Raw genomic sequence first — 25,501 nt, 5'->3', positions numbered from 1 at the left:
CCTCACTCGTCCGGGGGATCTCCGAATCGAGGAAGGCGGCTCTACACGGTGTCATATCGCCGGACCGGGCGGTACCGGCTGACCGGGCGACCGTACGCGATGAGCGGTCAGTGACGTGGGACGATCGGCCGTCGTGGCCATACTCACTACGGTCGAGCACCCGGACGACCCCCGTATCGACGACTACCGGGACCTCACGACCGCCGATCGGCGTCCGGACCGGCCCGGTGGGCGGGGTCTGGTGATCGCGGAGGGTGTCGTCGTCGTGCGGCGGCTGCTGGACTCCCCGTACCCGGTGCGCTCGCTGCTGGGGGTGCCCCGACGGCTCGACGAGCTCGCCGCGGACCTCGACGGGGTGGAGGTCCCGGCCTACTCCACCGACGCCGACACGATGGCCCGGGCGGTCGGCTTCCACCTGAACCGGGGCGTGCTCGCGGTGGCCGACCGCGCGGCCCCGCCGGACCCGGAGGCGCTGCTCGCGGGGGCCCGGACGGTCGCGGTCTGCGAGGGCGTCGGCGACCACGAGAACCTCGGCGCGCTGTTCCGCAACGCGGCGGCGCTCGGGGTCGACGGGATCCTGCTCGGCCCGGGCTGCTCGGACCCGCTGTACCGGCGCAGCGTGCGGGTGTCGATGGGACACGTGCTGCGGGTGCCCTTCACCGGGCTCGAGGGCGCCTGGCCGGACGCGCTGGACGTGGTCCGGCGGGCCGGGTTCACCGTGGCCGCGCTGACCCCGGACGCGCGTGCCGAGCCGCTGGCCGCGGCGGGCCTGGCGGGGGAGCGGGTGGCGTTGCTGCTGGGCGCGGAGGGCCCCGGGCTGTCCGACGAGGCGCTGGCCGCGGCGGACCGGCGGGTCCGGATCCCGATGGCGAGCGGGGTGGACTCGCTCAACGTCGCGACCGCGGCGGCAGTGGCGTTCCACGCCGTGACCGGCGGCGGCCGAGCATGATCCTTCTCTGTGGACGCCGGCCCGCGGCGCACCGCTACCCGGGTTCCACGGAGAAGGATCTTCGCCGCGATCAGCGCTGGCCGCGCACCCCGAGCAGGACCTCGTCCCAGGACGGCATGACCGGCTTGCCCTTCTTGGTCCGGCGGGACGCCGTGCTGCGGGGCCTGGGTGCCGGCTCCTCGGTCCCGGTGCCGGCGGAATCCGGCGTGCTCGCGGGACCGGGGTCCGGAGACTCCGAGCCGGTCGCTGCCGGGGGCGTGTCGGCGGTCGTGTCGTCCGGGGTGGAGTCCTCGTCGATGGACGCCGGTGTCGGGTCCGGTGTGGCCGGGTCCGAGGCGGCCGTGTTCGCTGTGGCCGGGGGCGGCACCTCCGAACTCGCGGCGACGGCGTCCGGGGCTGCCGGTTCCGGTGGCGTGGGGTTCGCCGATGCGAGGTTCGGTGCGGCGGGCTCCGGTGCGGCGGGAACCGACTCGGTCGACTCCGACGCAGCCGAGCCGGAGCCGGTCACGCCGGACCCGACCTCCGGAGGCGTCTCCCGGGGCGTTGCGTCCGGTGTGCTCTCCGCGGCCGGAACCACCGCCGCGGCGGGGTCGCCGCTGCCGGCCGCCGGGGCCGGATCGGGCGTCGCCGGAGCGTCCGCCGTGGCGTCGCCGCGTTCCGCGGAACGGTCCGCGGCCGGCCCGGCCGAGGGGGTCGGCTCGGGCGTCGCCGTGGCGTCGTCGCGTTCCGCGGAACCGTCCACGGACGGTCGGTCCGCGGCGGTCCGGGCGTCGGCGGACGTGGGAGCCGGAGCGGCCGTACCGGCCGTCGCCCCGGCGTCGGGCGTCTCGTCGGTCGCGGAGCCGGACGCCGGCTTCCCGTGTGCCGCGGGCCCGGTGGTCACGTCGGCGGCCTGCTCGTCGTTCCCCTCCCGCGCCGCGGGCCCGGTGCGCGGGACGGCCGGAGCCGCGGCGGCCGGGGCGCGGGTCTCCTCGGTGCGGCTCGGCATGCTGCGGGTGGGGGCCTCCACCCGGTGTCGCACCGCGGGCGGGCTGGCGCGCCGCTGCTCGGGGGCGATGCCGCGCCCGGCCCAGGAGTCCGCGGGCAGGGCCGCCTGCCCGCCGGCGACCGCGCGGGCCGGCGCCTCGGTGCTCGGGCCGGAGTGCGTGGGGGTCTGGTCGTCGTCCCGGGCCATGTCGACGACGGCACCGAGCGGTCGCAGCGGCCGCGCGGGCAGCCCCTCGACCAGGTCCGAGGCGTTCTCGTCGAGGGGGACGACGGTGCCGCCGTGCGCGCCGGGCTGGAACGCCCAGTGCGCGGCGTTGTCGGAGCGTCCGGTCTGCCAGGTGAGCACGACGACCCACCGGCCGTCCTCGCCGCGCCACGAGTCCCAGCCCGCGCCGGTGTGGTCCTGGCCGCGGAGGCCGAAGGTGTGCGCGACGGTCTCGCCGAGGGTGCGCGTGTCGGGCCCGTCCGCGCGCTGGGGGTGTGCGCCCTGCGCGAGCTCGGCGGTGCGGGTGCGTTCGAGCAGGACCGGGTAGGCGAAGCGCTCGATCTTCTGCGTCGGTACACCGGCCGCGGCCGCGACCTCGTCCACCGATGCGCCGCCCCGGATGCGTGCCTGGATCTCGCGTGGGCGCAACTGGCTCTCCAACTCGATCGCGATCTGGCCGAGCCGGGTCACGTCGCCGCGTGCCGCGGCGCGCAGTTGCTCATCGGCCGGCACGGTGTAGCGCTCGCGACGCCCCGGGTCCTCGAGGATGACCGAGCCGTCCCCGGTCACCCCCACGACCCGCAACGCGCGCATCGATCAGCCCTCCCGCTGTCGTCCCCGTCCGGGTGACGGTAGTTGGCCGCGGCTCCGCCCCGGGTGAGGCGCGCCGGAGGAGTTCCGGCTGGTCGGTGCCACCCACCTGGCAGAGCGACCCGCGACGTGGTCTCACTCACCGTGTGCAGGATCCCACAGGATGTGAACTGAGATGCACATGGGGCAGATGGGACTCCTGTGACTACAACGAGTCGCTACCGATCGTGCAACATGACGGTGCCACCACGCATCACGCGGGGGCGGGAACGCGCGACGGCCGGGCCCCGCAGTGCGGGAACCCGGCCGTCGGAGTGCGGATCGGCGCTCAGGAACCCAGCTGCTCCACGACCCAGTCGACACACGAGGTCAGCGCCGACACGTCGTCCGGCTCGACGGCCGGGAACATCCCGACCCGCAGCTGGTTCCGCCCGAGCTTGCGGTACGGCTCGGTGTCGACCACGCCGTTGGCCCGCAGCACCTTCGCGACGGCGGCCGCGTCCACGGCGTCGTCGAAGTCGATCGTGCCGACCACCTGGCTGCGGTGCGCCGGGTCGCGCACGAACGGGGTGGCGAACGTGCTCGCCTCGGCCCAGGAGTAGAGCCGGCCCGACGACTCGGCGGTGCGCGCGACGCAGCCGTCGAGCCCGCCGAGGGACTGCATGTGGTCGATCTGCTCGGCCAGCAGGAACAGCGTGGCGACCGCGGGGGTGTTGTAGGTCTGGTCCTTGCCCGAGTTGTCGACGGCGGTCGCCAGCGACAGGAACGGCGGGATCCAGCGGTCCGACGCGGCCAGCTCGGCGACCCGCTCCAGCGCGCGCGGGCTCATCAGCGCGAGGAACAGCCCGCCGTCGGAGGCGAAGCCCTTCTGCGGGGCGAAGTAGTAGACGTCGGACTGCGACACGTCGACCGGCAGCCCGCCGGCGCCGGAGGTCGCGTCGATCAGGACGAGCTGGTCGTCGGTCGCGTCCGCGGGCCGGACCACCGGCACCGCGACGCCGGTGGAGGTCTCGTTGTGCGCCCACGCGATCACGTCGACCGACGGGTCGCTCACCGGCTCCGGCGCGCTGCCCGGCTCGGCGGAGACCACGACCGGGTCACCGAGGAACGGGGCGCCCGCGGTGGTGTCGGCGAACTTCTGGGAGAACTCGCCGTAGGTCAGGTGCAGCGAGCGCTCGCGGACCAGGCCGAACGCGGCGGCGTCCCAGAAGGCGGTGGACCCGCCGTTGCCCAGGACGACCTGGTAGCCCTCGGGCAGCGAGAACAGCTCGGACAGGCCGGCCCGCACGCGTCCCACCAGGTTCTTCACCGGCTTCTGCCGGTGCGAGGTGCCCATCAGCGAGTCGCCGGTCGCGGCCAGCGCGGCGAGCGCGCCGGACGGGACCTTCGACGGCCCGCACCCGAAACGACCGTCCGACGGCAGCAGGTCGGCGGGGATCTTCAGATCGGCAGGAGAGGTCACACCTCCAGTGTCGCAGCACCACACGCCCGTGCAGGACCGGTGGGTGCGCCGCGCCACACCCGTCTTCAGCCGGTCGCCGGGGCCCGGTGCGAACGCCGGTACGCCAGCGGTGCCATGCCGATCTCGGCGTGCAGCCGCTGGCGCAGCGCCGCCGTCGTGCCGAACCCGGAGCGCGCGGCGACCTGCTCGACCGGGAGATCGGTGGTCTCGAGCAGCCGGCGCACCAGGTCGAGGCGGCGTGCGGCGACCCAGCGGCCGGGGCTCTCACCGGTCTCGGCACGGAAGCGGCGGGTGAAGGTCCGCACGCTGGTCGACGCCCGGGCCGCGAGCTCCTCGACGCCGAGCGGCCGGTCCAGGTGCGCCACGGCCCACTCGCGCACGGCCGCCGTCGCGGTGCCGGTGGCGGTGGGCACCCGGGTCTCGACGAACTGGGCCTGCCCACCCTCCCGCCACGGTGCGACGACGTTGCGCCGGGCGGTCGCCGCGGCGATGTCGGCGCCGTGGTCGCGCCGCACCAGGTGCAGGCAGAGATCGATCCCGGCGGCGACGCCGGCCGAGGTGAGCACGTCGCCGTCGTCGACGAACAGGACGTCCGGATCGAGCCGGACCGTGGGGTACATCCGGCGGAACCGCCGCGCGTGCGCCCAGTGCGTGGTGGCCGGGCGGCCGTCGAGCAGCCCGGCCGCCGCGAGCGTGTAGGTGCCGGTGCAGATCGCCACGATCCGCGCGCCGCGCCCTGCCGCCCGGCGGACGACGTCGAGGACCCGCTCGCCCGGGTCGTCGGCCGGCGCGGCCCCGCCCGGCGCCGGGGTGGTACGGGTGGCGAGCGCGGGGACGACGAGCGTCTCCGCGTCCTCCAGCACGTCGGGTCCGTGGTCGGGCAGCAGCCGGTAGCCGGCGCTCGTACGGACCGGGCGGGCGTCGACCGAGGCGATCCGCACGTCGTAGAGCGGGGTGCCGTCGGGACCCGTCGTGGTGCCGAGGATCCGTTCCGGGATCGCGAGCTCGAACGCGATCACCCCGTCGAGGGCGAGTACCCCGACCCGGTGCGGTGCCATGGCCGGATTCTTTCACATATCGGCCGTTCGGCCACTGGTTCGCGACGCACCGGTGCCGCACGATTCCTGCCATGACGCACGCTCCCCTGCGCTCGGCGGGACGGGAACGCCGGGGGCACCCGGCATGGTGGGCCGCGGTGGCGACGTTCCTCGCGCTGCTCGGCGCCGCGGGGTTCCGCTCGACGCCGGGCGTGATGGTCGAGCCGCTGCACACCGAGTTCGGCTGGTCGATCGGGGCGATCTCGTTCGCGCTGGCGGTCAACCTCGCGCTGTTCGGCATGACGGCCCCGTTCGCGGCCGCCCTGATGGAACGGTTCGGCGTGCGGCGGGTGGTGGTCTGCGCGCTGGTGCTGGTGGCCGTCGGTGCCGGCAGCACGGTGTTCATGACGCAGGTGTGGCAGCTCGTCCTGCTGTGGGGCGTGGTCGTCGGGCTCGGCACCGGATCGATGGCGCTGGCCCTGGTCGCGACCGTGGTGAACCGGTGGTTCGTGGCGCGCCGCGGGCTGGTGTCCGGGATCCTCACCGCGGCCACCGCGACCGGCCAGCTGGTGTTCCTGCCGGCGGTCGCCGCGATCGTCGAGACGGGCGGGTGGCGGCCGGCGGCGCTGGTCACGGCGGGCGCCGCACTCGTCGTCGTACCGGTGGTGGTGCTGTTCCTGCCGGACCGCCCGGCCGACGTCGGCGCGCTGCCCTACGGCGGGACCGGGTCCGATGTCGTAGCGCCCCGGCGGACCGGCGCGGCGCGGCTCGCACTGCAGGCACTCGCCGGGGCGACGCGGAACCGGACGTTCTGGCTGCTCACCAGCGGCTTCTTCATCTGCGGCGCGACGACCGCGGGCCTGGTCCAGTCGCACTTCGTCCCGGCCGCGCACGACCACGGCATGCCCGCGACGACGGCGGCCTCGCTGCTCGCCGTCGTCGGGGTGTTCGACCTGGTCGGGACGATCTGTTCCGGCTGGCTGACCGACCGGGTCGACCCGCGGCTGCTGCTCGGGGCGTACTACGCGCTGCGCGGGGTGTCGCTGTTCGCGCTGCCGCCGCTGTTCGGCACCGACCTGAACGCCAGCATGCTCGCGTTCGTCGTGTTCTACGGCCTGGACTGGGTGGCGACCGTCCCGCCGACGATGGCGCTGGCCCGGGAGGCGTTCGGGGACCGCTCGGCCGTGGTGTTCGGGTGGATCTTCGCCTCGCACCAGATCGGTGCGGCCTTCGCGGCGCTGACCGCCGGCGTCGTCCGCGACGCGCTCGGCAGCTACGACGCCGCCTGGTACGGCGGCGCGGTGCTCTGCCTGGTCGCGGCCGGGCTGTCGCTGGCGATCCGCCGGCAACGGCTCGTCCCGGCCGGGTGACCCGGTCCGGCGTCCCGGGCCCGCCGGGCATCGCGTCCCTGGTCACCGGGACACCGCGGCTGGGATCCTCACCCGGTGCTCCGGCTCCGCCCGCGCGCCGTCCCCGTCTCCGTGATCGCCTGGCCGGTCGCGGTGTGCTCGCTCGCCCTGAGTGTGGTCGCCCTCGTCCTGCACGCCCGGACCGAGGGCGGTCTGCGGGACACGACCGACCTGCACCTGGCCGACCTCTGGCTCGCGGTCCTGGGCCCCACCGTCGGCGCGGCCCTGGTGGCCCGCGACCGCAGGACCGGGCTCGTGCTGCTCGGCACCGCGCCGATCGCGGTCGGTGCGGCGGGCGGGGCCTACGCCGTGTGGGCGGCCGAGGTGGGTGGCGCGCCCGGTGCGACGGCGGCGGCCTGGCTCGCCACCTGGACCTGGGTGCCGTACTTCCTGCCCGTCCTGATGCTCCCGGTGGTCTTCCGGGCCGACGCCCGGCTCGCCCGGCTGGCCGGACCCGTCGCCGGGGTGCTGGTGCTGATCGCGCTGCTCTGCGCGTTCGCGCCCGGGCCGGCCGGGGCGTTCGCCGCGGTGCCGAACCCGCTCGGGATCGCGCGGGCGCCCTGGCTCGGGCCGGCGTCCGGGGTGGTGATCGGGCTGACCGCCGTCGTGCTGGTCCCCGCGGCGGCGGTGCTGGCGTTCGTCCGCCGGCGCCGGGCCGACGGCGACGACCGGTGGCAGCTCGGGATGCTCGCGGTCGGTGAGGCCGCCTTCGTCGCCGCGCACCTGTCGCCGGTCACCGAGCAGCCGCTGGCGGACCTCCTGGTCGCGGTCGGGGCGACGGCGTTGCTGGCGAGCGTGGCGCTCGCGGTACACCTGCGCGGGGTCACCGCCGGCCTGCGCCGGGAACGGGAGCTGCTGGCCACGGCCCGCGAGGCGGAGCGGCTGCGGCTGCACCGGGACCTGCACGACGGCGTCGGCCCCGAGCTCGCCGGGATCGCGCTGCAGCTCGGTGCGTTCGCCTCGACCGGTGACGAGCCGGTGCTGCGGGACCTCGAGACGCGGCTGCGCGGTGCCGTCGCCGAGATCCGCCGGGTGGTGGACGACCTGCGCCCCGCCGGTCTCGACGCGGCCGGTCTGGTCGGCGCCCTGCGCGACCGCGCCGGGACGTTCTCGGCCGGTGATCTGGACTGCGAGGTGGTGGCGGACGTCCCGGACGCCCTGCCGCCCGCCGTCGAGGTGGCCGCCTACCGGATCGCGACCGAGGCGCTCACGAACGCGGCCCGGCACGCGGGGGCCCGGACCTGCGTGGTCCGGTTGTCGGCGGACCCGCGGACGCTCGTCGTCGAGGTGGAGGACGACGGCGGCGGGATCGCGGCGGACCCGGTGCCCGGGGTCGGGCTGCCGAGCATGCGCAGGCGGGCCGAGGAGCTCGGCGGCACCCTGCGGATCGGCCCGGGGGCCGCCGGGGGCACCCTCGTCCGCGCGACGCTGCCGGTCGTGTGATGACCGGGGTCACCGTGGTCGTGGTGGACGATCACCCGACGTTCCGGATGGGGGTCCGGGCGGTCCTGGCCGCGGGCGCGGGGGTCGAGGTGGTGGGGGAGGGCGAGTCCGGCGAGCAGGCCCTGGAGCTGGTGGCGTCGGCGGATCCGGACGTCGTGCTGATGGACCTCACGATGCCCGGGATCGGCGGCCTCGAGGCCACCCGCCGGCTGGTGTCGGCCGGGAGCCGGAGCGCCGTGGTCGTGCTGAGCATGAGCGGCACCGACGACAGCGTGTTCGCGGCGCTGCGCTCGGGTGCCCGTGGCTACCTGCTGAAGGAGGCACCGCCGGAGGAGATCCTCACCGCGGTGCGGGCCGCGGCCGCCGGGCAGGGGTTCTTCGGCGCCGGTGTCGCCGGCCGCATCTCGGCGTTCTTCGCCGGTGCCGCCGCGGCGTCGGTGCGCCCGTTCCCCGAGCTGTCCGGCCGGGAGCGCGAGGTGCTCGCCCTGCTCGCGGACGGCGCCGGGAACGCGGTGATCGCCCACCGGCTCGCGCTGAGCCCCAAGACCGTCCGGAACCACGTGTCGAGCGTGCTCGCGAAGCTGCAGGTCGCCGACCGGGCCCAGGCCGGTGCCCGGGCCCGCGACGCCGGTCTGGGGCGCGACCGGCCGGGCTGATCCGGGTCCCCGGTGACCGTCCCGGCACCTGTCCCGGCGGGGCGGGGACCGCGGTCCGATGCGGCCGGGACGGCTCCCCGGGTGGAGTCCGGCGGGTCCACACCGCACCCGCACGGACGGAGACCTTCCGATGGAGACCACCACCCGCACCACGACCGGCGTGCCCTGGCCACGGCTGCTCGCGTTCTGCGCCTGGCTGACCCTGGCCGGCACGGTGCTGCTGCAAGCCGCGGGCCGCTTCGTCGGCTTCCCCTCGCTGGTCCTGGTCGACCTGGCAATGGTGACCGGACTGCTGTTGCTGCGCGGCGGGCGTCGCCGGGTCCGGGCCGGCGCCGTCGTCATCGGCGTGTTCTCGCTGCTCAACAACGTCCACGCCGGACTGTTCCTCATGGCCGTCATGACCCCGGAGGCGGACCCGGTCTCGTTCCTGACCTGCCTCGCGACCTGGATCGGCTCGCTGCTGGCGATCCCGGTCGCGGTGGCCGTCGTGCGTTCCCCGGACGGCCGGGGTCCGGCGGTGCTGCGCCGGGCCGTCGTCGCCGTCCTGGGAGTGGCGACGGCGGCGGCCGCGGTGCTGTTCCTGACCATCGCCGACGACCCCGCCCGGCCCGGGGACCTGCAGGTCGCCCGCGAGCGGGACGGCTGGGGCCTGCTCACCGACCAGGCGGGCCGGACGTTCGCACCCGACCGGCTCACCGCCGGGCCCGGAACGGTGACCGTCGCGGTCACCAACACCGATCCGCTGGTCGGGCTCACCTTCCTGGTCCCCGACCTCGGCGTGGCCGAACGCGTCGCGCCCGGCAGCACGGCCCGGGTCACCTTCGACGCGCCCGCCGGCAGTTACCGGTTCCTCGACGACACCTTCCTGGTCGAGGGGACGCTCGTCGTCGGGTGAGCGGGTGCGTCCGGTTCCGCGTTGCCGGACCCCACCGGGTGGTGTCCACTGTGGCGTCCACGGGGTGATCGGAACAGGGGAACGCGATGAGTACGAACGAGCCCGGGTGGGGGACACCGCCGGAACCGCAGCAGGGGATCGTGCCGGCGCGGCCGCTGGGCGCCGGGGAGATCGTCAGCGGTGGTGTGCGGTTCGTCCGGGCGAACCCGGGCGTGGTGCTGCCCCTGGGGCTCGCGGCCGCGCTGGCGTTCGTGCTGCCCCAGGTGCTGGTCGTCCTCGGCAGGGGATTCCCGCCGCCGGCGACCGCGCCGGCGGACCCGCTGGCCGGGACGCTGCCCGAGACGCTGCTGGCGATGGTGGTCGCCCTCGCCGTCCTCCCGCCGGTGACCGCGACCGTGCTCGGGACGCTGCTGCCGGTGGTCCAGGGACGGCGGGGGATACGCCTCGCCGAGGCATGGGCGGTCGCCCGGCCGCGGTTCGGAGCGCTGTACGTGGTGCAGATCGTGGTGTCGATGATCGGGTTCGTCCCGCTGCTGATCTTCTCGGCGATCGCTCCGCTGTGGCTCTCCGGCGGGGTGCGCGTGTTCGTGGCGCTGCTGGTGACGCTCGCCGTCTACGCCGCGATGGTCTACGTCTCGGTGCTGCTCGCACTCGCGCCCGCGGCCGCCGCCGTCGAGGGCCTGCCCTGGCGCGACGCGCTGTGGCGGTCGGTGGAACTGGTCCGCGGATCCTGGTGGCGGTGCCTCGGCGTCCAGATCCTCGTCGCGCTGTCGGTGGCCGCCGCCTCGCTGGTGGTGGTGGTCCCGGCGGTACTGCTCGGGATCGGTGCGGCCGTCGCCGGGTCGGCCGGCGCGGCGATCGCGGTCGCCGCCGTCGCCGGGCTGCTCCTGCTGGCGGTCCTCGCCGCCGCGTACGGGTTCTCGATCGGCGCCGTCGGACTGCTGCACCACGACCAGCGGCTCCGCCGGGGCGCGACGCCGGGGTTCTGAGGGCCCCGATCGGCGGGTGCGCAGGCGACCGGGCGCCCCTTACGGTCGGGGTCGCTGCGCCACACGGGGGAAGGGACCACACATGACGGACGGGCCGGTACTGGCGGAGATGCGGACCGACTACGAGGGACGGCCGTTCGACGTCGACGATCTCGCCCCGACCTGGTCCGAGCAGCTCGCGGCCTGGCTGGAGGACGCCCGCGACGCCGGGCTCGCCGAGCCGAACGCGATGGTGCTCGCGACCGCCGATCCGGACGGCGTGCCGTCGTCGCGCACCGTGCTCTGCAAGGGCCTGGACTCCGGCGGGGTCGTCTTCTACACCAACTACACCTCGACGAAGAGCCACGACCTGCGGCGCACCCGGGTCGCCGCGGTCACCTTCCCCTGGTACGGCCTGCACCGTCAGGTCCAGCTCACCGGTCGCGTCGAGCGCTGCTCGGAAGCCCAGTCCGACGCCTACTGGTCGCTGCGGCCCCGCGGGTCCCAGCTGGGTGCGTGGGCGTCGGCGCAGTCCACCGTGGTCGCCCGGCGGATCGTGCTCGACGACGCGCTGACCGGGGTGACCAGGCGGTTCGCCGACACCGACACGATCCCGCGGCCGCCGCACTGGGGCGGCTGGCGGATCGTGCCGTGGCAGGTCGAGTTCTGGCAGGGCCGGGCGGACCGGATGCACGACCGGCTGCGGTTCGACATCGGGCGCGACGACACCTGGTCGGTCCGCCGGCTGGCCCCCTAGGACGACGCCGGGGGAACCCGGAGGCGCGGCGACCGTTCCGCGGTGTAGACCTGGGGTCGTGAGCAAGCCGAACGACCCGGAGGAGGGGCCGACGCAGCCGGTACCCGGCCCCGACCGGGAGTCCCCGACCCGGCCGGTGATGAACGAGAGCTCCGCGGACGCGCCGACGGCCCGGACCCGGGACGGGGTTACCGCCCGGCTGACCGGCGCGGTCCGCTCCGTCTTCGCCGACACCACGCCGCTGCGTACCCCGGCCTACCGGCGGCTGTGGGTGGCCGGGATCGTCACGGTCATCGGCGCCCAGATGTCGGTGGTGGCGGTGCCGACCCAGATCTACAACCTGACCGGGTCGTCGGCCTACGTCGGCCTGACCGGGCTGTTCGGGCTGGTCCCGCTGGTGGTGTTCGGGCTGTGGGGCGGCGCCATCGCGGACGCCGTCGACCGCCGGGTGATGCTGCTGTTCACCGGCTCGGGGATCGCGCTGACCTCGCTGGCGCTGTGGGTCGTCTCGGCCGGCGGGATCGAGAACGTGTGGGTGATCCTCACGTTGTTCGCCGTGCAGTCGGGGATGCTCGCGATGAACCAGCCGACCCGCAGCGCGGTCATCCCGAGGCTGCTCCCGGCCGAGCAGCTGCCCGCGGCCAACGCGCTGAACATGACCGTCGTGCAGGTCGGTGCGGTGCTCGGGCCACTGATGGCCGGCGTGCTGATCCCGATCATCGGGCTGCCCACGCTGTACCTGCTGGACGCGATCGCCCTGCTCGCGACGCTGTGGGCGACCTGGCGGCTCCCGTCGCTGCCCAGCTCCGCCGAGGCCGGCCGGCGGCAGGTCGGGCTGCGCGCCGTCGTCGACGGGTTCCGCTACGTCGGGATGCACCGGGTGCTGCTGGTGTCGTTCCTGGTCGACATCGTCGCGATGGGTTTCGGGATGCCCCGGGTGCTGTTCCCGGAGATGGCCGAGCGGACCTTCGGCGACCCGCCCGGCGGCGGGTTCGCGCTCGGCCTGCTGTTCGCGGCGATCCCGCTGGGCATGGTCGCCGGCGGCATCCTGTCCGGCTGGCTGCAACGGGTGCGACGCCAGGGCGTGGCCGTGGTGATCGCGATCTGCGTGTGGGGCGGCGGCATCGTCGTGTTCGGGCTCACCGGCTCGCTGTTCCTGGCGGTGCTCGCGCTCGCCGTCGCCGGGGCCGGCGACCTGGTCAGCTCGGTCTACCGGTCCTCGATGCTGCAGACCGTCGCCACCGACGAGATGCGCGGGCGGATGCAGGGCGTGTTCATCGTCGTCGTGGCGGGCGGTCCGCGGCTGGCCGACATGTGGCACGGGGCGTCCGGGTCGGTGATCGGTCCCGGGCTCAGCGCGACTCTCGGCGGTCTCGCGGTCATCGTCGGGACCTTGCTGGTGGTGGCCCGGTTCCCGGAGTTCTGGCGCTACCGGGCCCCGGTCGGCGGAACGTCGCAGAGGTGACAATCGTCGCCGCGTTCTGCGGAAGCGCTCTCGCGGGCTAGCGTGTGCGATTGAGACCCGAAGTGAACCCAGCTGTGAGAGGGAACCTCCACATGTCCGACGAGACCGCCGCCCGCTCCGACACCGCCGTCCTGAACTATTCCGGCGGCGAGTTCGAGACGGCGGTGCACACCCCGACGGAGGGGTCGCAGGCCGTCGACGTCAGCAAGCTGCTCGGCAAGACCGGCCTGGTCACCTACGATCCGGGCTTCACCAGCACCGCCGCCTGCTCGTCCGCGATCACCTACATCGACGGCGACGCCGGCATCCTCCGCTACCGCGGCTACCCGATCGACCAGCTGGCGGGGAACTCGACGTTCCTCGAGACCAGCTACCTGCTCATCTACGGTGAGCTCCCGTCCCAGCAGCAGCTGGACAGCTTCACCAACGACATCAGCCGGCACACGCTGCTGCACGAGGACCTCAAGGGGTTCTTCGACGGCTTCCCGCGCGACGCGCACCCGATGCCGGTGCTGTCGTCCGCGGTCAGCGCGCTGTCGACCTTCTACCAGGACGCGCTCGACCCGTTCGACTCCAAGGCCGTCGAGCTGTCGACCGTGCGCCTGATGGCGAAGGTCTTCACCATCGCCGCCTACGCCTACAAGAAGTCCGTCGGGCAGCCCTTCCTGTACCCGGACAACTCGCTGGGCCTGGTCGAGAACTTCCTGCGCATGACGTTCGGGTTCCCGGCCGAGCCCTACGAGGTCGACCCGGACATGGCCCGGGCGCTGGACACCCTGCTGATCCTGCACGCCGACCACGAGCAGAACTGCTCGACGTCGACGGTGCGGCTGGTCGGCTCCAGCCAGGCCAACCTGTTCGCCTCCATCTCGGCCGGCGTCAACGCGCTGTTCGGCCCGCTGCACGGCGGCGCCAACCAGGCCGTGCTGGAGATGCTCACCCGGATCAACGACGTCGAGGACGGCAACGTCGACGCGTTCGTCGAGCGGGTGAAGAACAAGGAGCAGGGCGCGAAGCTCATGGGCTTCGGGCACCGGGTCTACAAGAACTACGACCCGCGCGCCAAGATCGTCAAGGAGCAGGCCGAGACGATCCTCAAGAAGCTCGGCGTGTCCGACCCGCTGCTCGACATCGCGATGTCGCTGGAGGAGAAGGCGCTCGCCGACGACTACTTCGTCGAGCGCAAGCTCTACCCGAACGTCGACTTCTACACCGGCGTCATCTACCGGGCGATGGGCTTCCCCACCAAGATGTTCACCGTGCTGTTCGCGCTCGGCCGGCTCCCGGGGTGGATCGCGCACTGGCGGGAGATGATGAGCGACCCGCAGAACAAGATCGGCCGCCCGCGCCAGCTCTACACCGGCTCGGCGGAGCGTCCGTACGTGCCGGTGGGGCAGCGCTGATCTGCGCACAGCCCTTCCCGCCTCGACGCCCCGCCGGTTTCCCGGCGGGGCGTCGTCGTTCGGGTGTTCGCCGCGCGGGCCTCCGGGCGCGGCACTAGCGTCGACCGTCATGGCCGACTCCACCGCCGTCGTCTGGTTCCGGCGCGATCTGCGCGTCGCCGACCAGCCCACCTTCCTCGCCGCGGCGGATGTCGCCGACCGGGCGCTCGCCCTGTTCGTGCTCGACCCGGCGCTGCTGGGGCCCTCCGGCGCGGCCCGGAAGAACTTCCTCTACGGCTGCCTGCGCGAGCTGGACTCGGCCCTGGGCGGCAAGCTGATGATCGTCAAGGGCGATCCGGCCGACGTCGTCCCGCGAGTCGCGAAGGCCGTCGGCGCGTCCACCGTGCACGTCGCCGCGGACTACGGGCCCTACGGCAGCCGGCGCGACGAGGACGTGGAGAAGGCGCTGTCCGACGAGGGTGCCGAGCTCGTCCGTACCGGGTCGCCCTACGCCGTGGCACCCGGCCGGGTGGAGAAGGGCGGCGGCGGGTCGTTCAAGGTCTTCACCCCGTTCAGCCGGGCCTGGGCCGACCACGGCTGGCGCGCGCCCGCGGACACGTCGGCATCCACTGTGGAGTGGCTCGAACCGTCCGACAAGGACGGTGGCCCGCGGGCGGTGAAGGTGCCCGACGACGAGTCCTGCGAGTCCGAGCTCCCGGCACCCGGGGAGGAGGCCGCCCGGGCCCGCTGGGCGGACTTCCTCGACGAGGGCGTCACGGACTACGAGTCCGACCGCGACCTGCCCGCGAAGAAGGGCACCTCCGGGATGTCGCCGTACCTGAAGTACGGCTGCGTGCACCCGCGCACGCTGCTCGCCGACCTGGCGAAGCGCAAGGGCGACTCGGTCTCGGCGTACCGCACCGAGATCGCCTGGCGGGAGTTCTACGCCGACGTGCTCCACCGGCGTCCGGACTCGGCGCGGGAGAACTACGACAAGGCCTTCGACGCGCTCCCGGTACGCACCGGCGGCGAGGCGTGGGCGGACTTCGAGCTGTGGCAGCAGGGCCGGACCGGCTTCCCGATCGTCGACGCCGGGATGCGTCAGCTGCGTGCCGAGGCCTGGATGCACAACCGGGTGCGGATGATCGTCGCGTCGTTCCTGGTCAAGGACCTGCACGTGCCGTGGTGGTGGGGCGCGCGGCACTTCATGCAGCTGCTGGTCGACGGCGATCTGGCGTCCAACCAGCACGGCTGGCAGTGGACGGCCGGGTCGGGGACCGACGCGTCGCCGTACTTCCGGATCTTCAACCCGATCACCCAGGGGGAGCGGTTCGACCCGCAGGGCGACTACGTGCGCCGGTGGGTGCCCGAGCTCGCCGACGTGGCGGGCAAGGCCGTGCACCAGCCGTGGAAGCTGCCCGACGGCGTTCCCGAGGGCTACGTGGCGCCGATGGTCGACCACAAGGCCGAGCGGGCCGAGTCCCTGGAACGCTACGAGCGGGTCAAGGCCGCCCGGAGCTGACGCCGCGTCGACCTCACACCGCGCCGACTTCACACCCCATGGCCTCACTTCGCACCTGCTGCGGCGGGTGTGAAGAGGCGCGAAGGGGTGTGAGGTGTGCTCAGGTGCGGGTCGGGCGGAGGGCTTCGCGCCAGGGAACGCGGGAGCCGGTCCGCAGGATCGAGTTCCGGTAGACCCGGGCGGCCAGCAGGACCATTCCGGCCAGCGTCACCAGGGCGATCAGCAGCGCGACCAGCGCCTGCCACCACGGGGCGACGCCGAGCGCCATCCGGGCCGGCATGACCGTCTGGGAGAAGAACGGCACGAACGACAGCACCGTGGCGAAGCCGTTCCGCGGGTCGGTCGGCAGGATCGTGACCGCCACCAGGAACGGCAGCAGCAGCGGGATCGCGATCGGGCCGATCACCGACTGCAGCTCCTCCTGGCGGGACACCAGCGCACCGGCCGAGGCGTACAGCGTCGCGTAGAGGAAGAAGCCGACCAGGTACCAGACGATCCCCGAGGCCAGCGTCCCGGCGACGACGGCCGTCGGCACCGCGAGCATCCCGGTGGCCAGCGCGACCAGCATCCCGAGCCCGCCGAGGATCACCAGCTGCAGCAGGCCCACCAGACCGAGCCCGACGACCTTCCCGGCCAGCAGGTGCAGCGGCCTGATCGTCGAGAGCAGCAGCTCGACCACCCGGCTGGACTTCTCCTCGACCACTCCCTGGGCGACGGCGGAGCCGTAGGTCGTGACCGAGAAGAACAGCAGGAACGTCACGGCGAACGCGACCGCGATGCGTTGCCCGCGTTCGGGGTCGGCCGGTTCGAGGGTGGTGATGCCGACTCCGGCGAGCGTGCTGACCTGCTCGGGGTCGGCGCCGGCGGCGGTCAGCGCGTCGTCGACCGCCTGCTGCTCGACGACGTCGCGGACGAGCGCCCCCAGCGCCGGGTTGACGTCCTCGAGCCCGACGAGCTGGTAGGAGCCGGGCCCGCCGGCGAGCAGGGCGTCGGCCTCGCCGGTGCGGACCATCGACTCCGCGGTGGCCCGGCTGCCGGCCTCGGTGAGCCGCAGCGTGCTGCCCTGCCGATCGGCGGTGGCCTGCAGCGCGGGCCGCAGGTCGCGCGCGGCGCCGTCCAGTACCAGCGACGACGACGAGCTCTGCGCCCCCACGAACGCGATCACCGCCGCGTACCCGGCGAAGATCGCGACCATCAGCAGCAGTCCGATGAGGAACGTGCGGGACCGGACCTGGGTGGTGATCTCGCGCCGGGCGACCAGCGCGATCGTCGCGGCGGCGCTGTTCCCGCGGCCGCTCACCGGATCTCCTGCGCACCGGCCGGCCGGTCGGCGACGGCGTCCCGGTACAGCTCGGTCAGCGGCGGCCGGTGCGGCCCGAACGCGCGCACCGGTCCGGCGGCCAGGGCCGCGGCCAGCAGCTTCTGGTCGTCGGTGCCGGGCTCCAGCTCGACGCGGGTGCGGTCGCCGTCGGCCTCCAGCACCGTCACCCCGGGGACGACGTCCGCCCAGCCCGCGGGCGGTCCGGTCACGTCGTAGCGGGGGGCGGCGCCGGCGCGCAGCTCCTCGACCGACCCGACGGCGACCATCCGGCCGGCCGAGATGATCCCGACCCGATCGCAGAGTCGCTCGACCAGTTCGAGCTGGTGCGACGAGAAGATCACCGGGGTGCCCGCGGCGGCGCGCTCGCGCAGCACCTCGCTCATGGTGTCGACGGCCGCCGGGTCCAGCCCGGAGAACGGTTCGTCGAGCACCAGGACGTCCGGGTCGTGCACCAGCGCGGCACAGAGCTGCACCCGCTGCTGGTTGCCCAGCGACAGCTTCTGCACCTCGTCACCCCGGCGGTCGGCGATTCCGACCCGGTCGGTCCAGCGCAGCGCCGCGTCGACCGCGTCCGGCCGGGACATCCCGTGCAGCCGGGCCAGGTAGGTGAGCTGCTCGGCGACGCGCATCTTCGGGTACAGGCCGCGTTCCTCGGGCATGTAGCCGATCCGGCGCCGGATCGCGGCGTCGACCGGGGAGCCCCGCCAGGACACCGTGCCCGCGTCGGTCTCGAGGACGCCGAGCACGATCCGCATCGTCGTCGTCTTGCCCGCGCCGTTGCCGCCGACGAACCCGAACAGCTCACCGGGCCGGACGTCGAACGTCACCCCGTCCAGGGCCGTGGCGGTGCCGAACCGTTTTGCGAGCCCGTCGATCGCCAGCACGCTCGTGGACGCTACACGGGCGGTGCCCCGGTGATGATCGTTGCGTCGAGTAGCGGAACATCATTTCGGCGTGTAAGCTTCATTCGCCGTATTGAGGGAAATATGTATCGATAGGGTCGCGAGACGGGATGCCTGCATTTCGTCGTTGGGGGTGTGCCGCATGACATCGATCCCGGCGAGCGGTGGGGAGCGGAACGAGGTCGAGCCGTCCGTGCTGCGCAGGGCGGTCGCCGCGTCCGCGATCGGAAATGCCACGGAATGGTTCGACTACGGCATCTACGCCTATCTGACCGCCGAGCTGACGCAGGCATTCTTCCCGGGTGAGCTGGGATATCTCGGGACGCTGCTCGGCTTCGCGATCTCGTTCGTGCTGCGGCCGCTGGGCGGATTCGTGTGGGGGCCGCTGGGCGACCGGATCGGCCGCCAGCGGGTGCTGTCGATCACGATCATCCTGATGGGTGTCGCGACGTTCCTGATCGGCGTCATCCCGTCCTACGAGACGATCGGCTGGGCCGCGCCCGCATTGCTGTTCCTGCTGCGCATCATCCAGGGCTTCTCCACCGGCGGCGAGTACGGCGGCGCCGCGACCTTCATGGCCGAGTACGCGCCCGACCGCAAGCGCGGGTTCTGGGGCAGCTTCCTCGAGTTCGGCACGCTGGCCGGGTTCACCCTGGCCGTCCTGGTGGTCTTCGCGCTGGAGACCGCGATCGGCGAGCAGGCCATGCTCGACTACGGCTGGCGGATCCCGTTCATGATCGCGCTGCCGCTGGCGATGATCGGCCTCTACATCCGGAACAGGCTCGAGGACACCCCGGTGTTCCGGGACCTCGAAGCGGCCGGGGAGTCCGAGTCCGCGGCGACCGGTGCGCTGAAGGACCTGCTGGTCCGGTACTGGCAGCCGATCCTGGCGCTGTTCGGCCTGGTCGTCGCGTTGAACGTCATCAACTACACGTTGCTGACCTACATGCCGACCTACCTGCAGACCACGATCGGGATGGACTCGGCGAGCGCCGACACCCTGGCCGTCGTGGGTCAGGCGGTCATGATGCTGCTGATCCCGTTCGCGGGTGCGCTGTCCGACCGGATCGGGCGCAAACCGTGCTGGGCGATATCGCTGGTCGGCATCTTCGTCCTGGCCATCCCGATGTACATGCTGATGGCGCAGGGACTGGCCTGGGCGATCGTCGGGTTCACGGTGCTCGGCCTGATCTACCTGTTGCAGCTGGGCACGATATCGGCGACCTTCCCGGCGATGTTCCCGACGCACGTCCGGTTCGCCGGCATGGCGATCTCCTACAACGTCGCGACGGCCGCGTTCGGCGGTACCGCGCCGCTGGTCAACGAGGCGGCGGTGGAGGCGACCGGGGACACCCTGTTCCCGGCGTACTACATGATGGGCGCCTGCCTGATCGGCGCGATCGCGCTGTTCTTCGTGATCGAGACGAAGGGCGCGTCGCTGGCCGGGCGGGAGGTGCCCGGCCTCGCCGCGCAGGAGGCACGGAAGGCCGCGAAGGCGGGAACCTGAGTCACCGGGCGGCCCAGCCGTCCGGCAGCGGGACGTGCCCGGCACGGTCGGCGATCCACATCCAGGCCCAGGCGACGACGCCGTCGCACAGCGTGACCCGGATCCGCCGGTACTCCGGTCCCTCGTAGCGGTCCAGGGCCGGCAGTGCGGCGACCGGGTAGGCGAGCTCGACGACGTGACCGGGGACGCCGGAGGCCTGCGACCCCTCGCGCTCGCCGGACCGGCCGGACCCGCCGTGCTCGCTGCCGAGTGTCAATGCCGGGTAGCCGTGCCCGGTGTCGGCGACGGTGGCTCCCGGGAGCCGGGCGGGGTGCGGCGAGGTGCCGGGCGCGGCGTGCTCGGCGGTCCGCCACCATGCGCGTTCGCCCGGCATCAACGAGCCGTAGACGAACACCCGCGACGGCCACGCGTCCGGATGCGGTCGCCCGGCGACCGTCTCCGCATCCAGGCCGTCACCCGCGGCGGGGACCCCGGTCAGCGCGCGGGCGGCGTCCTGTCCGGCCGCCGAGCAGGCGACCGGCGCACCGTCGACGAGCAGTGGCCTGCGGTCCCCGCGCGGCTCGCCGTCCGGCGGCGGGCCCGCGGCGACGTAGGCGTACGGCCGGTCGAGCACCGCGCCGGAGTCCATCGTGGACAGGGTCCCGGTCGCGACCCGGGCCAGCCGGTAGCGCGGCGGATCCGCGTCCCGGCCCTCGACGGCGTCGAGCGCGTCGAACTGCTCCGGCGCCGCCAGCCAGACCGCGTGCTCCTCCACGACGCCCGGCGCCGCGACCAGCGTGGCCGGGCGCTGCTCGTCGACCACCCGACGGCCCGCCGCCCACACCGCGGACAGACCCTCGGTGCGGACCCGGAGTACGACCACCGGGCCGGTGAGCCCGCGGTGCGCGCGCATCCAGGAGATCTTCGACGGGTTCGCGTTCGATCCGTAGGCGAGCACCGGCACCCGCCCCGCGAGCGGCGCGGCCCCGCGCTCGCCCAGCCACTCGTCCAGACACCGATCCCCGACCCGCCACCCCGACGGCGCCGCCGGATCCGCTTGCACCGGGTGGGACAGCGCGGCGCCGCACAGGTTCCGGTCGCCCCGCACATGCTGCGACGTGTGCGGCGGGTCCGGAACCTGTGCGACGACGTCGTGCACGAACGACCAGGGCGGGCGGGTGCCGGGATAGGGATCGGCGGGGAACAGGTCGTCGGGGGAGGGGGACGGGACGGGCACGGCACCGACGCTAGGTGGTGGTGCCGGTGCGCGCCGGGTCGGTCCGGTGCTCGCGTTCCGCCCGCCCGACGGCGGTCTGATCCCTGTCCGTGGATCCGCATGCGCATTCCACTGCACGTCAGGTTCCACGGAGAAGGATCATGCTTCGCAGCGCGCGCCCGCAGGCAGGCGCGATGGCGTCGCGTCCCGTCAGGAGGGCTCCGAGCCCTCCGCGCGGCGGGCGCCGGGATGGAACCGCCGCAGCAGGTGGATCGCCGCACCGAGCAGCACGAGCACCGCGATCCCGGCGGACAGCGCCAGCAGCCAGCCCGGAGATCCCGACGGCAGCAGCACGAGGGTGACGGTCCCGGCCACGATTGAGGCGAGGACCGCGACGATCCCGCGGAGCCAGGACGGCACGCCGTCGGGGAACGTGAAGGTCCGTCGCAGCACGGCGACCACCGATTCGCGCACGTCGTCGACCCTATGCCGACCGCCTCGACCGCGGCCCCGCCGGGGTCCTCAGCCCCGGCGGCGCCCCCGTTCGTGCGCCCGGCGCAGCAGCGTCGCCGTCACCGCCATGAGTGCGAGGACCACCAGGATCCCCACGACGACCCGGAGCCAGCCCGGTGTTCCCGACGGCAGGACCAGCGGCACCGAGAACACCCCGACCATCGAGCAGCTCAGCGCGACCAGCACCAGCAACGGGGCCGGCGTGCCCTCGGGGAACGAGAACGCCCGGACGAACCGGTTGCGCGGTGATCCACTGCGCGGCGACGGACCGGACATACCGCCCAACCTACGGGACGTCCGTCCCCGCGCCCTCCGGCGTCGCGATCCCGTAGCCGCGGATCTTGCGGTAGATCGTGGCCCGGGACATGCCCAGCCGCCGGGCGGCCTCGGCCTTGTTGCCGTCGGCGTCGAGCAGCGCGTCGACGATGGCGTCGCACTCGATGGACTCCAGCGGCGTCAGCACCCGCCGGGTCAGTGCCCGGGTCTCCGGCGGGAGGTCCTCGACCCGGATCTCCCCGGTCCGCCGACGCGCCACGACCTTGCGCAGCACCTGGTAGAGCTGCTCGACGTTGCCCGGCCAGCGGTTGCGCATCAGTACCCGCAGCGCCTCCCGCGAGCAGGAGAGGTCGTTGCCGCGGGTGAGCCGGGTGAGCAGGTAGGGGACGAGCTCGGTGACGTCCTCGACGTGGTGGCGCAGCGGCGGCACCTCGATCGTCCGGGGGAACGCGTGGAGCAGCCCGGCGAGCTCGGGCGGGTCGACGGCGTCCTCGGCCGCCGGGCCGCGGGTGGCCACCACCCACGGCCGGGCGGGGTCGGTCGACTCGCGCAGCGGCTCCAGGGCATCGGCCAGCGCCGTCGCGGCGGACGCCGGCAGCCGGTCGACCTCGCGCAGCACCAGCGTGCCCGTGCCGCCGGTCAGCTCGTCGGACACCTCGGACAGCCAGCGCGGAGAGAAGTCGGCGGCGTCCAGCACCCGGACGTGCCCGGCCGGGGTGTGCAGGTGATGGGTGGCCCGGGCCAGGGTCGTCCGGCCCGATCCGGGCTCACCCTGCAGGACCACCCACTCCCTGGTGCGCAGGTGCCGGTCCACCGCCTGCGCGCACTTCGTCCACAGTGCTCCGGACCCGACGGCCGTGGGCAACGCGGTGGTGATGGTCGGTGCCGCGGTCCGGACGGCGGTCGACTCGCGATGGGTGAGCGTCACCTGCACCACCCCGCCCGACGACCCGGACTCCGCCCAGCTCGGACGGCACTGCACCCGGGCGATCATCCCGCTGGGCAGGTCGAGCACCAGCTGCCGGGAACGTCCCGAGCTCAGCGCGTCGGCAGCCCCGGCCAGCAGCGGCACCTGGTCCGACGGCGCGATCAGCTCGCGGGCCCGGTCGTTCATCATCACCAGGTCGTCGCCCACCGCCAGCACGGCGGTGTTCCCGGCGCGCTGCACCGCGGCCAGGTAGTCGTGCAGCAGGGTCAGCTCGTGCCGGCCCGACGCGGCGAGCAGCGCCTCCTCGATCCGGCGCGCGGTGGCGGCCGCGGTGGCCTTCATCAGCGAGTTCGCCTCGCTCCGGAAGCAGGTCAGGTCGATGACGCCGAGGACCTTCCCGGTGACCGGGTGCCGGATCGGCGCTCCCGCGCAGGCCAGGCCTTCCAGGTGCTCGACGAAGTGTTCGTGCCCGAACACCTCGGTCGGCCGCCGGCCCTCCAGGGCCGTGCCGATCCCGTTGGTGCCGGCGTGCCGCTCGGCGTAGGAGAACCCCGGTGCCAGCCACACCCGGTCCAGGTGCTGGCGCAGACCCGAGTCCCCGGTCCGCCGATCGAGGACCACGGCCTCGGAGTCGCAGAGGATCAGGCTCATCGGCTCGGTCGCGAACTGGTCGTAGAGCTCGGCGAGGATCGGCGTCGCCGCGCGGACCAGCGGGCTGTCGGCCTCGGTGTCCTGCTCCGGCAGGTCGATGTTGTCCGGGGGGACGTCCAGCTCCCGGGACCGGATCCAGGACGCGAGGATCGGTGCCCGGACGGACTCGGGCGCGATGTCGTCGCGGTGCAGGAAGGCCTCCCGGGCGGCCGCGATCCGCTCGGCGGCCTCCGACGACGGCACGGCCGACGACGACACCGCCGACACCGCCGCCGACGGCACGGTCGAGACGGCCGCCGAGCCGGCCGGGAGATCGCTCGCGCAGCGGTCGCCGGAGCGTCGCGGACGGTCGCCCCGCGGCCCCGTGACTCCGCCCCGCACGTCCTCGGGCAGGGGTGTCACCCGCGCCTCCTCGTCTCGCGTCGAGATCGGGAATCACACCCCGCAACCGGCGTGCGAGCAGCGGTGACCTGCCCCGGCGATGGGGTGTCGGCGACGGTACCCGCCGTGAGAGCAAGATCACCACACGTAGCCGGCGGGCCTCGTCTCATATTGAGACCGCCGTCACACTCGGGAGCCTGTGTGATGCGGAGCACGGGACGTCCGCCTGCGGGGCCGCGGAATCCACTCGCGCGCACCGGATGGCGGTGGTCCCACGACCGACGACCGCGACAGGGGCACCCGCGCTCGCCCGTGAACCGACCACCACCCACCACCGTGAGGAGACGACGTGAGTCGGCAGAGCTTGGCGAAGGCTCACCAGAAGATCCAGGAACTGTCCTGGGAGCCGCAGTACCACGAGCCGTACATGAAGTACGGAACCGACTACACCTTCCGCAAGGCCGCCAAGAAGGACCCGCTCAAGCAGGTCCTCCGCTCCTACTTCCCGATGGAGGAGGAGAAGGACCACCGGGTCTACGGCGCCCAGGACGGTGCCATCCGCGGGAACATGTTCCGCCAGGTGCAGGAGCGCTGGCTGGAGTGGCAGAAGCTGTTCCTGTCGATCATCCCGTTGCCCGAGATCTCCGCGGCGCGGTCGATGCCGATGCTGTTCCACGCCGTTCCCAACCCGGAGCTGCACAACGGCCAGGCGATCCAGATGATCGACGAGGTACGCCACTCGACGATCCAGCAGAACCTCAAGCGCCTGTACATGAACAACTACATCGACCCGGCGGGCTTCAACAACTCGCTGCGGAACTTCCAGTCGGACTACTGCGGCACCATCGGCCGCCAGTTCGCCGAGGGGTTCATCACCGGTGACGCGATCACCGCGGCGTCGATCTACCTGACGATCGTGGCGGAGACGGCGTTCACGAACACCCTGTTCGTGGCGATGCCGGCCGAGGCCGCGGCGAACGGCGACTACCTGCTGCCGACGGTGTTCCACTCGGTGCAGTCCGACGAGTCCCGGCACATCTCGAACGGCTACGCGACGCTGCTGATGGCGCTGTCCGACGAGGACAACCGTCAGCTGCTCGAGCGCGACCTGCGCTACGCGTGGTGGAACAACCACCGCGTCGTCGACGCCGCGATCGGCACCTTCATCGAGTACGGCACGAAGGACCGCCGCAAGGACCGCGAGTCCTACGCGGAGATGTGGCGCCGCTGGATCTACGACGACTACTACCGCAGCTACCTGCTGCCGCTGGAGAAGTACGGCCTGGTGATTCCGCACGATCTGGTCGAGGAGGCATGGAACCAGATCTGGAACAAGGGCTACGTCCACGAGGTCGCGCAGTTCTTCGCCACGGGTTGGTGTGCCAACTACTGGCGGATCGACGGCATGACCGACACCGACTTCGAGTGGTTCGAGTACAAGTACCCGGGCTGGTACGACCGGTACGGCAAGTGGTGGGAGAACTACAACCGCCTGGCCAAGCCGAACGGGCACCACGCGATCGTCGCCGAGGACGTCGACTACGTGTACCCGCACCGCTGCTGGACCTGCATGGTCCCGTGCCTGGTGCGTGAGGACATGGTCGTCGACAAGGTGGACGGCCAGTGGCGCACGTACTGCCACGAGGTCTGCCGCTGGACCGACGCCGAGGCGTTCCGTCCCACGTACCAGGGTCGCGAGACCCCGAACATGGGCAAGCTCGTGGGGCACCGTGAGTGGGAGACGCTCTACCACGGCTGGAACTGGGCGGACGTCATCCAGGACATGGGCTTCGTGCGTGACGACGGCAAGACGCTCACCGCGCAGCCGCACCTGGATCTCGACCCGAAGAAGATGTGGACGCTGGACCACATGCGGCGGATGCCGCACCTGGCGAGCCCGAACGTGGTGCTCAACGAGATGAGCGACACCGAGCGCGACGCGTTCGTGGCGGACTACCACCGACAGGGACCGGCTGGCCGGCCCGCGCCCACCGACGCCTGAGCGCGGGTCAGGCGAGGGGAGGGGGTCCCCACCGTCCAGGCGGGGCCCTCTTCCTGCGCGGCCCGGCCGGGGCCGTCCTCCCCGGCCGGGTCATCGG

At 73.4% G+C, this 25,501-nt stretch carries 20 protein-coding genes and 1 pseudogene; 12 read left to right on the top strand and 9 right to left on the bottom strand.

Annotated features, from left to right (window positions below; genetic code table 11):
- Positions 1-133: 133 nt before the first annotated feature.
- A complete protein-coding gene (locus WIS52_RS29190) occupies positions 134-949 on the top strand; it encodes a TrmH family RNA methyltransferase (RefSeq protein WP_349301636.1) in 816 nt (271 codons plus the stop codon).
- Between the two features lie 931 nt (positions 950-1,880).
- On the opposite strand, the pseudogene sepH reads toward WIS52_RS29190, so the two are convergent.
- The 3 genes and pseudogenes from sepH to WIS52_RS29175 form a co-directional block, all read right to left on the bottom strand.
- Positions 1,881-2,735: pseudogene (gene sepH / locus WIS52_RS31810) on the bottom strand (septation protein SepH); the annotation flags it as partial.
- A 325-nt stretch (positions 2,736-3,060) separates the two neighbouring features.
- Positions 3,061-4,194: a phosphoserine transaminase gene (gene serC, locus WIS52_RS29180; protein WP_349301634.1), complete on the bottom strand. Its 1,134-nt coding sequence runs from the start codon at positions 4,192-4,194 to the stop codon at positions 3,061-3,063.
- Positions 4,195-4,259: 65 nt separating this feature from the next.
- Positions 4,260-5,252, bottom strand: coding sequence for a GlxA family transcriptional regulator (locus WIS52_RS29175; RefSeq protein WP_349301633.1), 993 nt, complete (start codon positions 5,250-5,252; stop codon positions 4,260-4,262).
- 71 nt (positions 5,253-5,323) lie between these two features.
- On the opposite strand from WIS52_RS29175, the gene WIS52_RS29170 reads away from it, so the two are divergent.
- The 9 genes from WIS52_RS29170 to WIS52_RS29130 all read left to right on the top strand — a co-directional run bounded on the left by WIS52_RS29170 (position 5,324) and on the right by WIS52_RS29130 (position 15,728).
- On the top strand, positions 5,324-6,601 hold the full coding sequence (locus WIS52_RS29170; RefSeq protein ID WP_349301632.1) for an MFS transporter: 1,278 nt from the start codon (positions 5,324-5,326) through the stop codon (positions 6,599-6,601).
- A 75-nt stretch (positions 6,602-6,676) separates the two neighbouring features.
- Positions 6,677-8,083: a sensor histidine kinase gene (locus WIS52_RS29165; RefSeq protein ID WP_349301631.1), complete on the top strand. Its 1,407-nt coding sequence runs from the start codon at positions 6,677-6,679 to the stop codon at positions 8,081-8,083.
- A gap of 23 nt (positions 8,084-8,106) precedes the next feature.
- Positions 8,107-8,739: a response regulator transcription factor gene (locus WIS52_RS29160; protein ID WP_349301630.1), complete on the top strand. Its 633-nt coding sequence runs from the start codon at positions 8,107-8,109 to the stop codon at positions 8,737-8,739.
- A gap of 130 nt (positions 8,740-8,869) precedes the next feature.
- Entirely contained in the window at positions 8,870-9,634 is a 765-nt protein-coding gene (locus WIS52_RS29155; RefSeq protein ID WP_349301629.1) for a cupredoxin domain-containing protein, read from the top strand.
- Positions 9,635-9,720: 86 nt separating this feature from the next.
- The gene (locus tag WIS52_RS29150; RefSeq protein ID WP_349301628.1) at positions 9,721-10,623 is read left to right on the top strand and encodes a hypothetical protein; all 903 of its coding nucleotides are present in this window, start codon (positions 9,721-9,723) and stop codon (positions 10,621-10,623) included.
- An 82-nt stretch (positions 10,624-10,705) separates the two neighbouring features.
- Positions 10,706-11,359, top strand: coding sequence for a pyridoxamine 5'-phosphate oxidase (gene pdxH / locus WIS52_RS29145; protein ID WP_349301627.1), 654 nt, complete (start codon positions 10,706-10,708; stop codon positions 11,357-11,359).
- A gap of 139 nt (positions 11,360-11,498) precedes the next feature.
- A complete protein-coding gene (locus tag WIS52_RS29140) occupies positions 11,499-12,824 on the top strand; it encodes an MFS transporter (protein WP_379611792.1) in 1,326 nt (441 codons plus the stop codon).
- Positions 12,825-12,916: 92 nt separating this feature from the next.
- Complete coding sequence (locus tag WIS52_RS29135; RefSeq protein WP_349301625.1) at positions 12,917-14,227, top strand: citrate synthase; 1,311 nt, start codon at positions 12,917-12,919, stop codon at positions 14,225-14,227.
- Between the two features lie 109 nt (positions 14,228-14,336).
- Positions 14,337-15,728 (top strand): cryptochrome/photolyase family protein, encoded by a 1,392-nt coding sequence (locus WIS52_RS29130; protein ID WP_349301624.1) that lies wholly within the window; start codon positions 14,337-14,339, stop codon positions 15,726-15,728.
- A gap of 100 nt (positions 15,729-15,828) precedes the next feature.
- Here WIS52_RS29130 and WIS52_RS29125 read toward each other — a convergent pair whose 3' ends face one another.
- Positions 15,829-17,028, bottom strand: a complete 1,200-nt coding sequence (locus WIS52_RS29125) for an ABC transporter permease (protein WP_349301623.1) — start codon at positions 17,026-17,028, stop codon at positions 15,829-15,831.
- On the bottom strand, positions 17,025-17,933 hold the full coding sequence (locus WIS52_RS29120; protein WP_349301622.1) for an ABC transporter ATP-binding protein: 909 nt from the start codon (positions 17,931-17,933) through the stop codon (positions 17,025-17,027). The genes WIS52_RS29125 and WIS52_RS29120 overlap by 4 nt, the downstream gene beginning before the upstream one ends.
- A gap of 160 nt (positions 17,934-18,093) precedes the next feature.
- Here WIS52_RS29120 and WIS52_RS29115 point away from each other — a divergent pair, with 160 nt between their 5' ends.
- Entirely contained in the window at positions 18,094-19,458 is a 1,365-nt protein-coding gene (locus tag WIS52_RS29115; protein ID WP_349301621.1) for an MFS transporter, read from the top strand.
- A gap of 1 nt (position 19,459) precedes the next feature.
- On the opposite strand, the gene WIS52_RS29110 is transcribed toward WIS52_RS29115, so the two are convergent.
- The 4 genes from WIS52_RS29110 to WIS52_RS29095 form a co-directional block, all read right to left on the bottom strand.
- Positions 19,460-20,674, bottom strand: a complete 1,215-nt coding sequence (locus WIS52_RS29110) for a gamma-glutamylcyclotransferase family protein (RefSeq protein WP_349301620.1) — start codon at positions 20,672-20,674, stop codon at positions 19,460-19,462.
- Positions 20,675-20,863: 189 nt separating this feature from the next.
- The gene (locus WIS52_RS29105) at positions 20,864-21,127 is read right to left on the bottom strand and encodes a hypothetical protein (protein ID WP_349301619.1); all 264 of its coding nucleotides are present in this window, start codon (positions 21,125-21,127) and stop codon (positions 20,864-20,866) included.
- A gap of 48 nt (positions 21,128-21,175) precedes the next feature.
- Entirely contained in the window at positions 21,176-21,442 is a 267-nt protein-coding gene (locus WIS52_RS29100) for a hypothetical protein (RefSeq protein WP_349301618.1), read from the bottom strand.
- A 10-nt stretch (positions 21,443-21,452) separates the two neighbouring features.
- On the bottom strand, positions 21,453-23,423 hold the full coding sequence (locus WIS52_RS29095) for a sigma-54-dependent Fis family transcriptional regulator (protein WP_349301617.1): 1,971 nt from the start codon (positions 23,421-23,423) through the stop codon (positions 21,453-21,455).
- Positions 23,424-23,766: 343 nt separating this feature from the next.
- Here WIS52_RS29095 and WIS52_RS29090 point away from each other — a divergent pair, with 343 nt between their 5' ends.
- On the top strand, positions 23,767-25,404 hold the full coding sequence (locus tag WIS52_RS29090; RefSeq protein ID WP_349301704.1) for a ferritin family protein: 1,638 nt from the start codon (positions 23,767-23,769) through the stop codon (positions 25,402-25,404).
- The last annotated feature ends 97 nt before the right edge of the window (positions 25,405-25,501 follow it).

Source organism: Pseudonocardia nematodicida, assembly GCF_040105385.1.
Classification (GTDB): Bacteria; Actinomycetota; Actinomycetes; order Mycobacteriales; family Pseudonocardiaceae; genus Pseudonocardia; species Pseudonocardia nematodicida.
This window is presented reverse-complemented; position numbering and strand designations above follow the sequence as displayed.

Coding starts and splice junctions, on each gene's coding strand:
- WIS52_RS29140 (WP_379611792.1), top strand. CDS start 11,499: ATGAACGAGAGCTCCGCGGACGCGCCGACGGCCCGGACCCGGGACGGG.
- pdxH (WP_349301627.1), top strand. CDS start 10,706: ATGACGGACGGGCCGGTACTGGCGGAGATGCGGACCGACTACGAGGGA.
- WIS52_RS29135 (WP_349301625.1), top strand. CDS start 12,917: ATGTCCGACGAGACCGCCGCCCGCTCCGACACCGCCGTCCTGAACTAT.
- WIS52_RS29100 (WP_349301618.1), bottom strand. CDS start 21,442: ATGTCCGGTCCGTCGCCGCGCAGTGGATCACCGCGCAACCGGTTCGTC.
- WIS52_RS29115 (WP_349301621.1), top strand. CDS start 18,094: ATGACATCGATCCCGGCGAGCGGTGGGGAGCGGAACGAGGTCGAGCCG.
- WIS52_RS29150 (WP_349301628.1), top strand. CDS start 9,721: ATGAGTACGAACGAGCCCGGGTGGGGGACACCGCCGGAACCGCAGCAG.
- WIS52_RS29130 (WP_349301624.1), top strand. CDS start 14,337: ATGGCCGACTCCACCGCCGTCGTCTGGTTCCGGCGCGATCTGCGCGTC.
- WIS52_RS29155 (WP_349301629.1), top strand. CDS start 8,870: ATGGAGACCACCACCCGCACCACGACCGGCGTGCCCTGGCCACGGCTG.
- WIS52_RS29170 (WP_349301632.1), top strand. CDS start 5,324: ATGACGCACGCTCCCCTGCGCTCGGCGGGACGGGAACGCCGGGGGCAC.
- WIS52_RS29175 (WP_349301633.1), bottom strand. CDS start 5,252: ATGGCACCGCACCGGGTCGGGGTACTCGCCCTCGACGGGGTGATCGCG.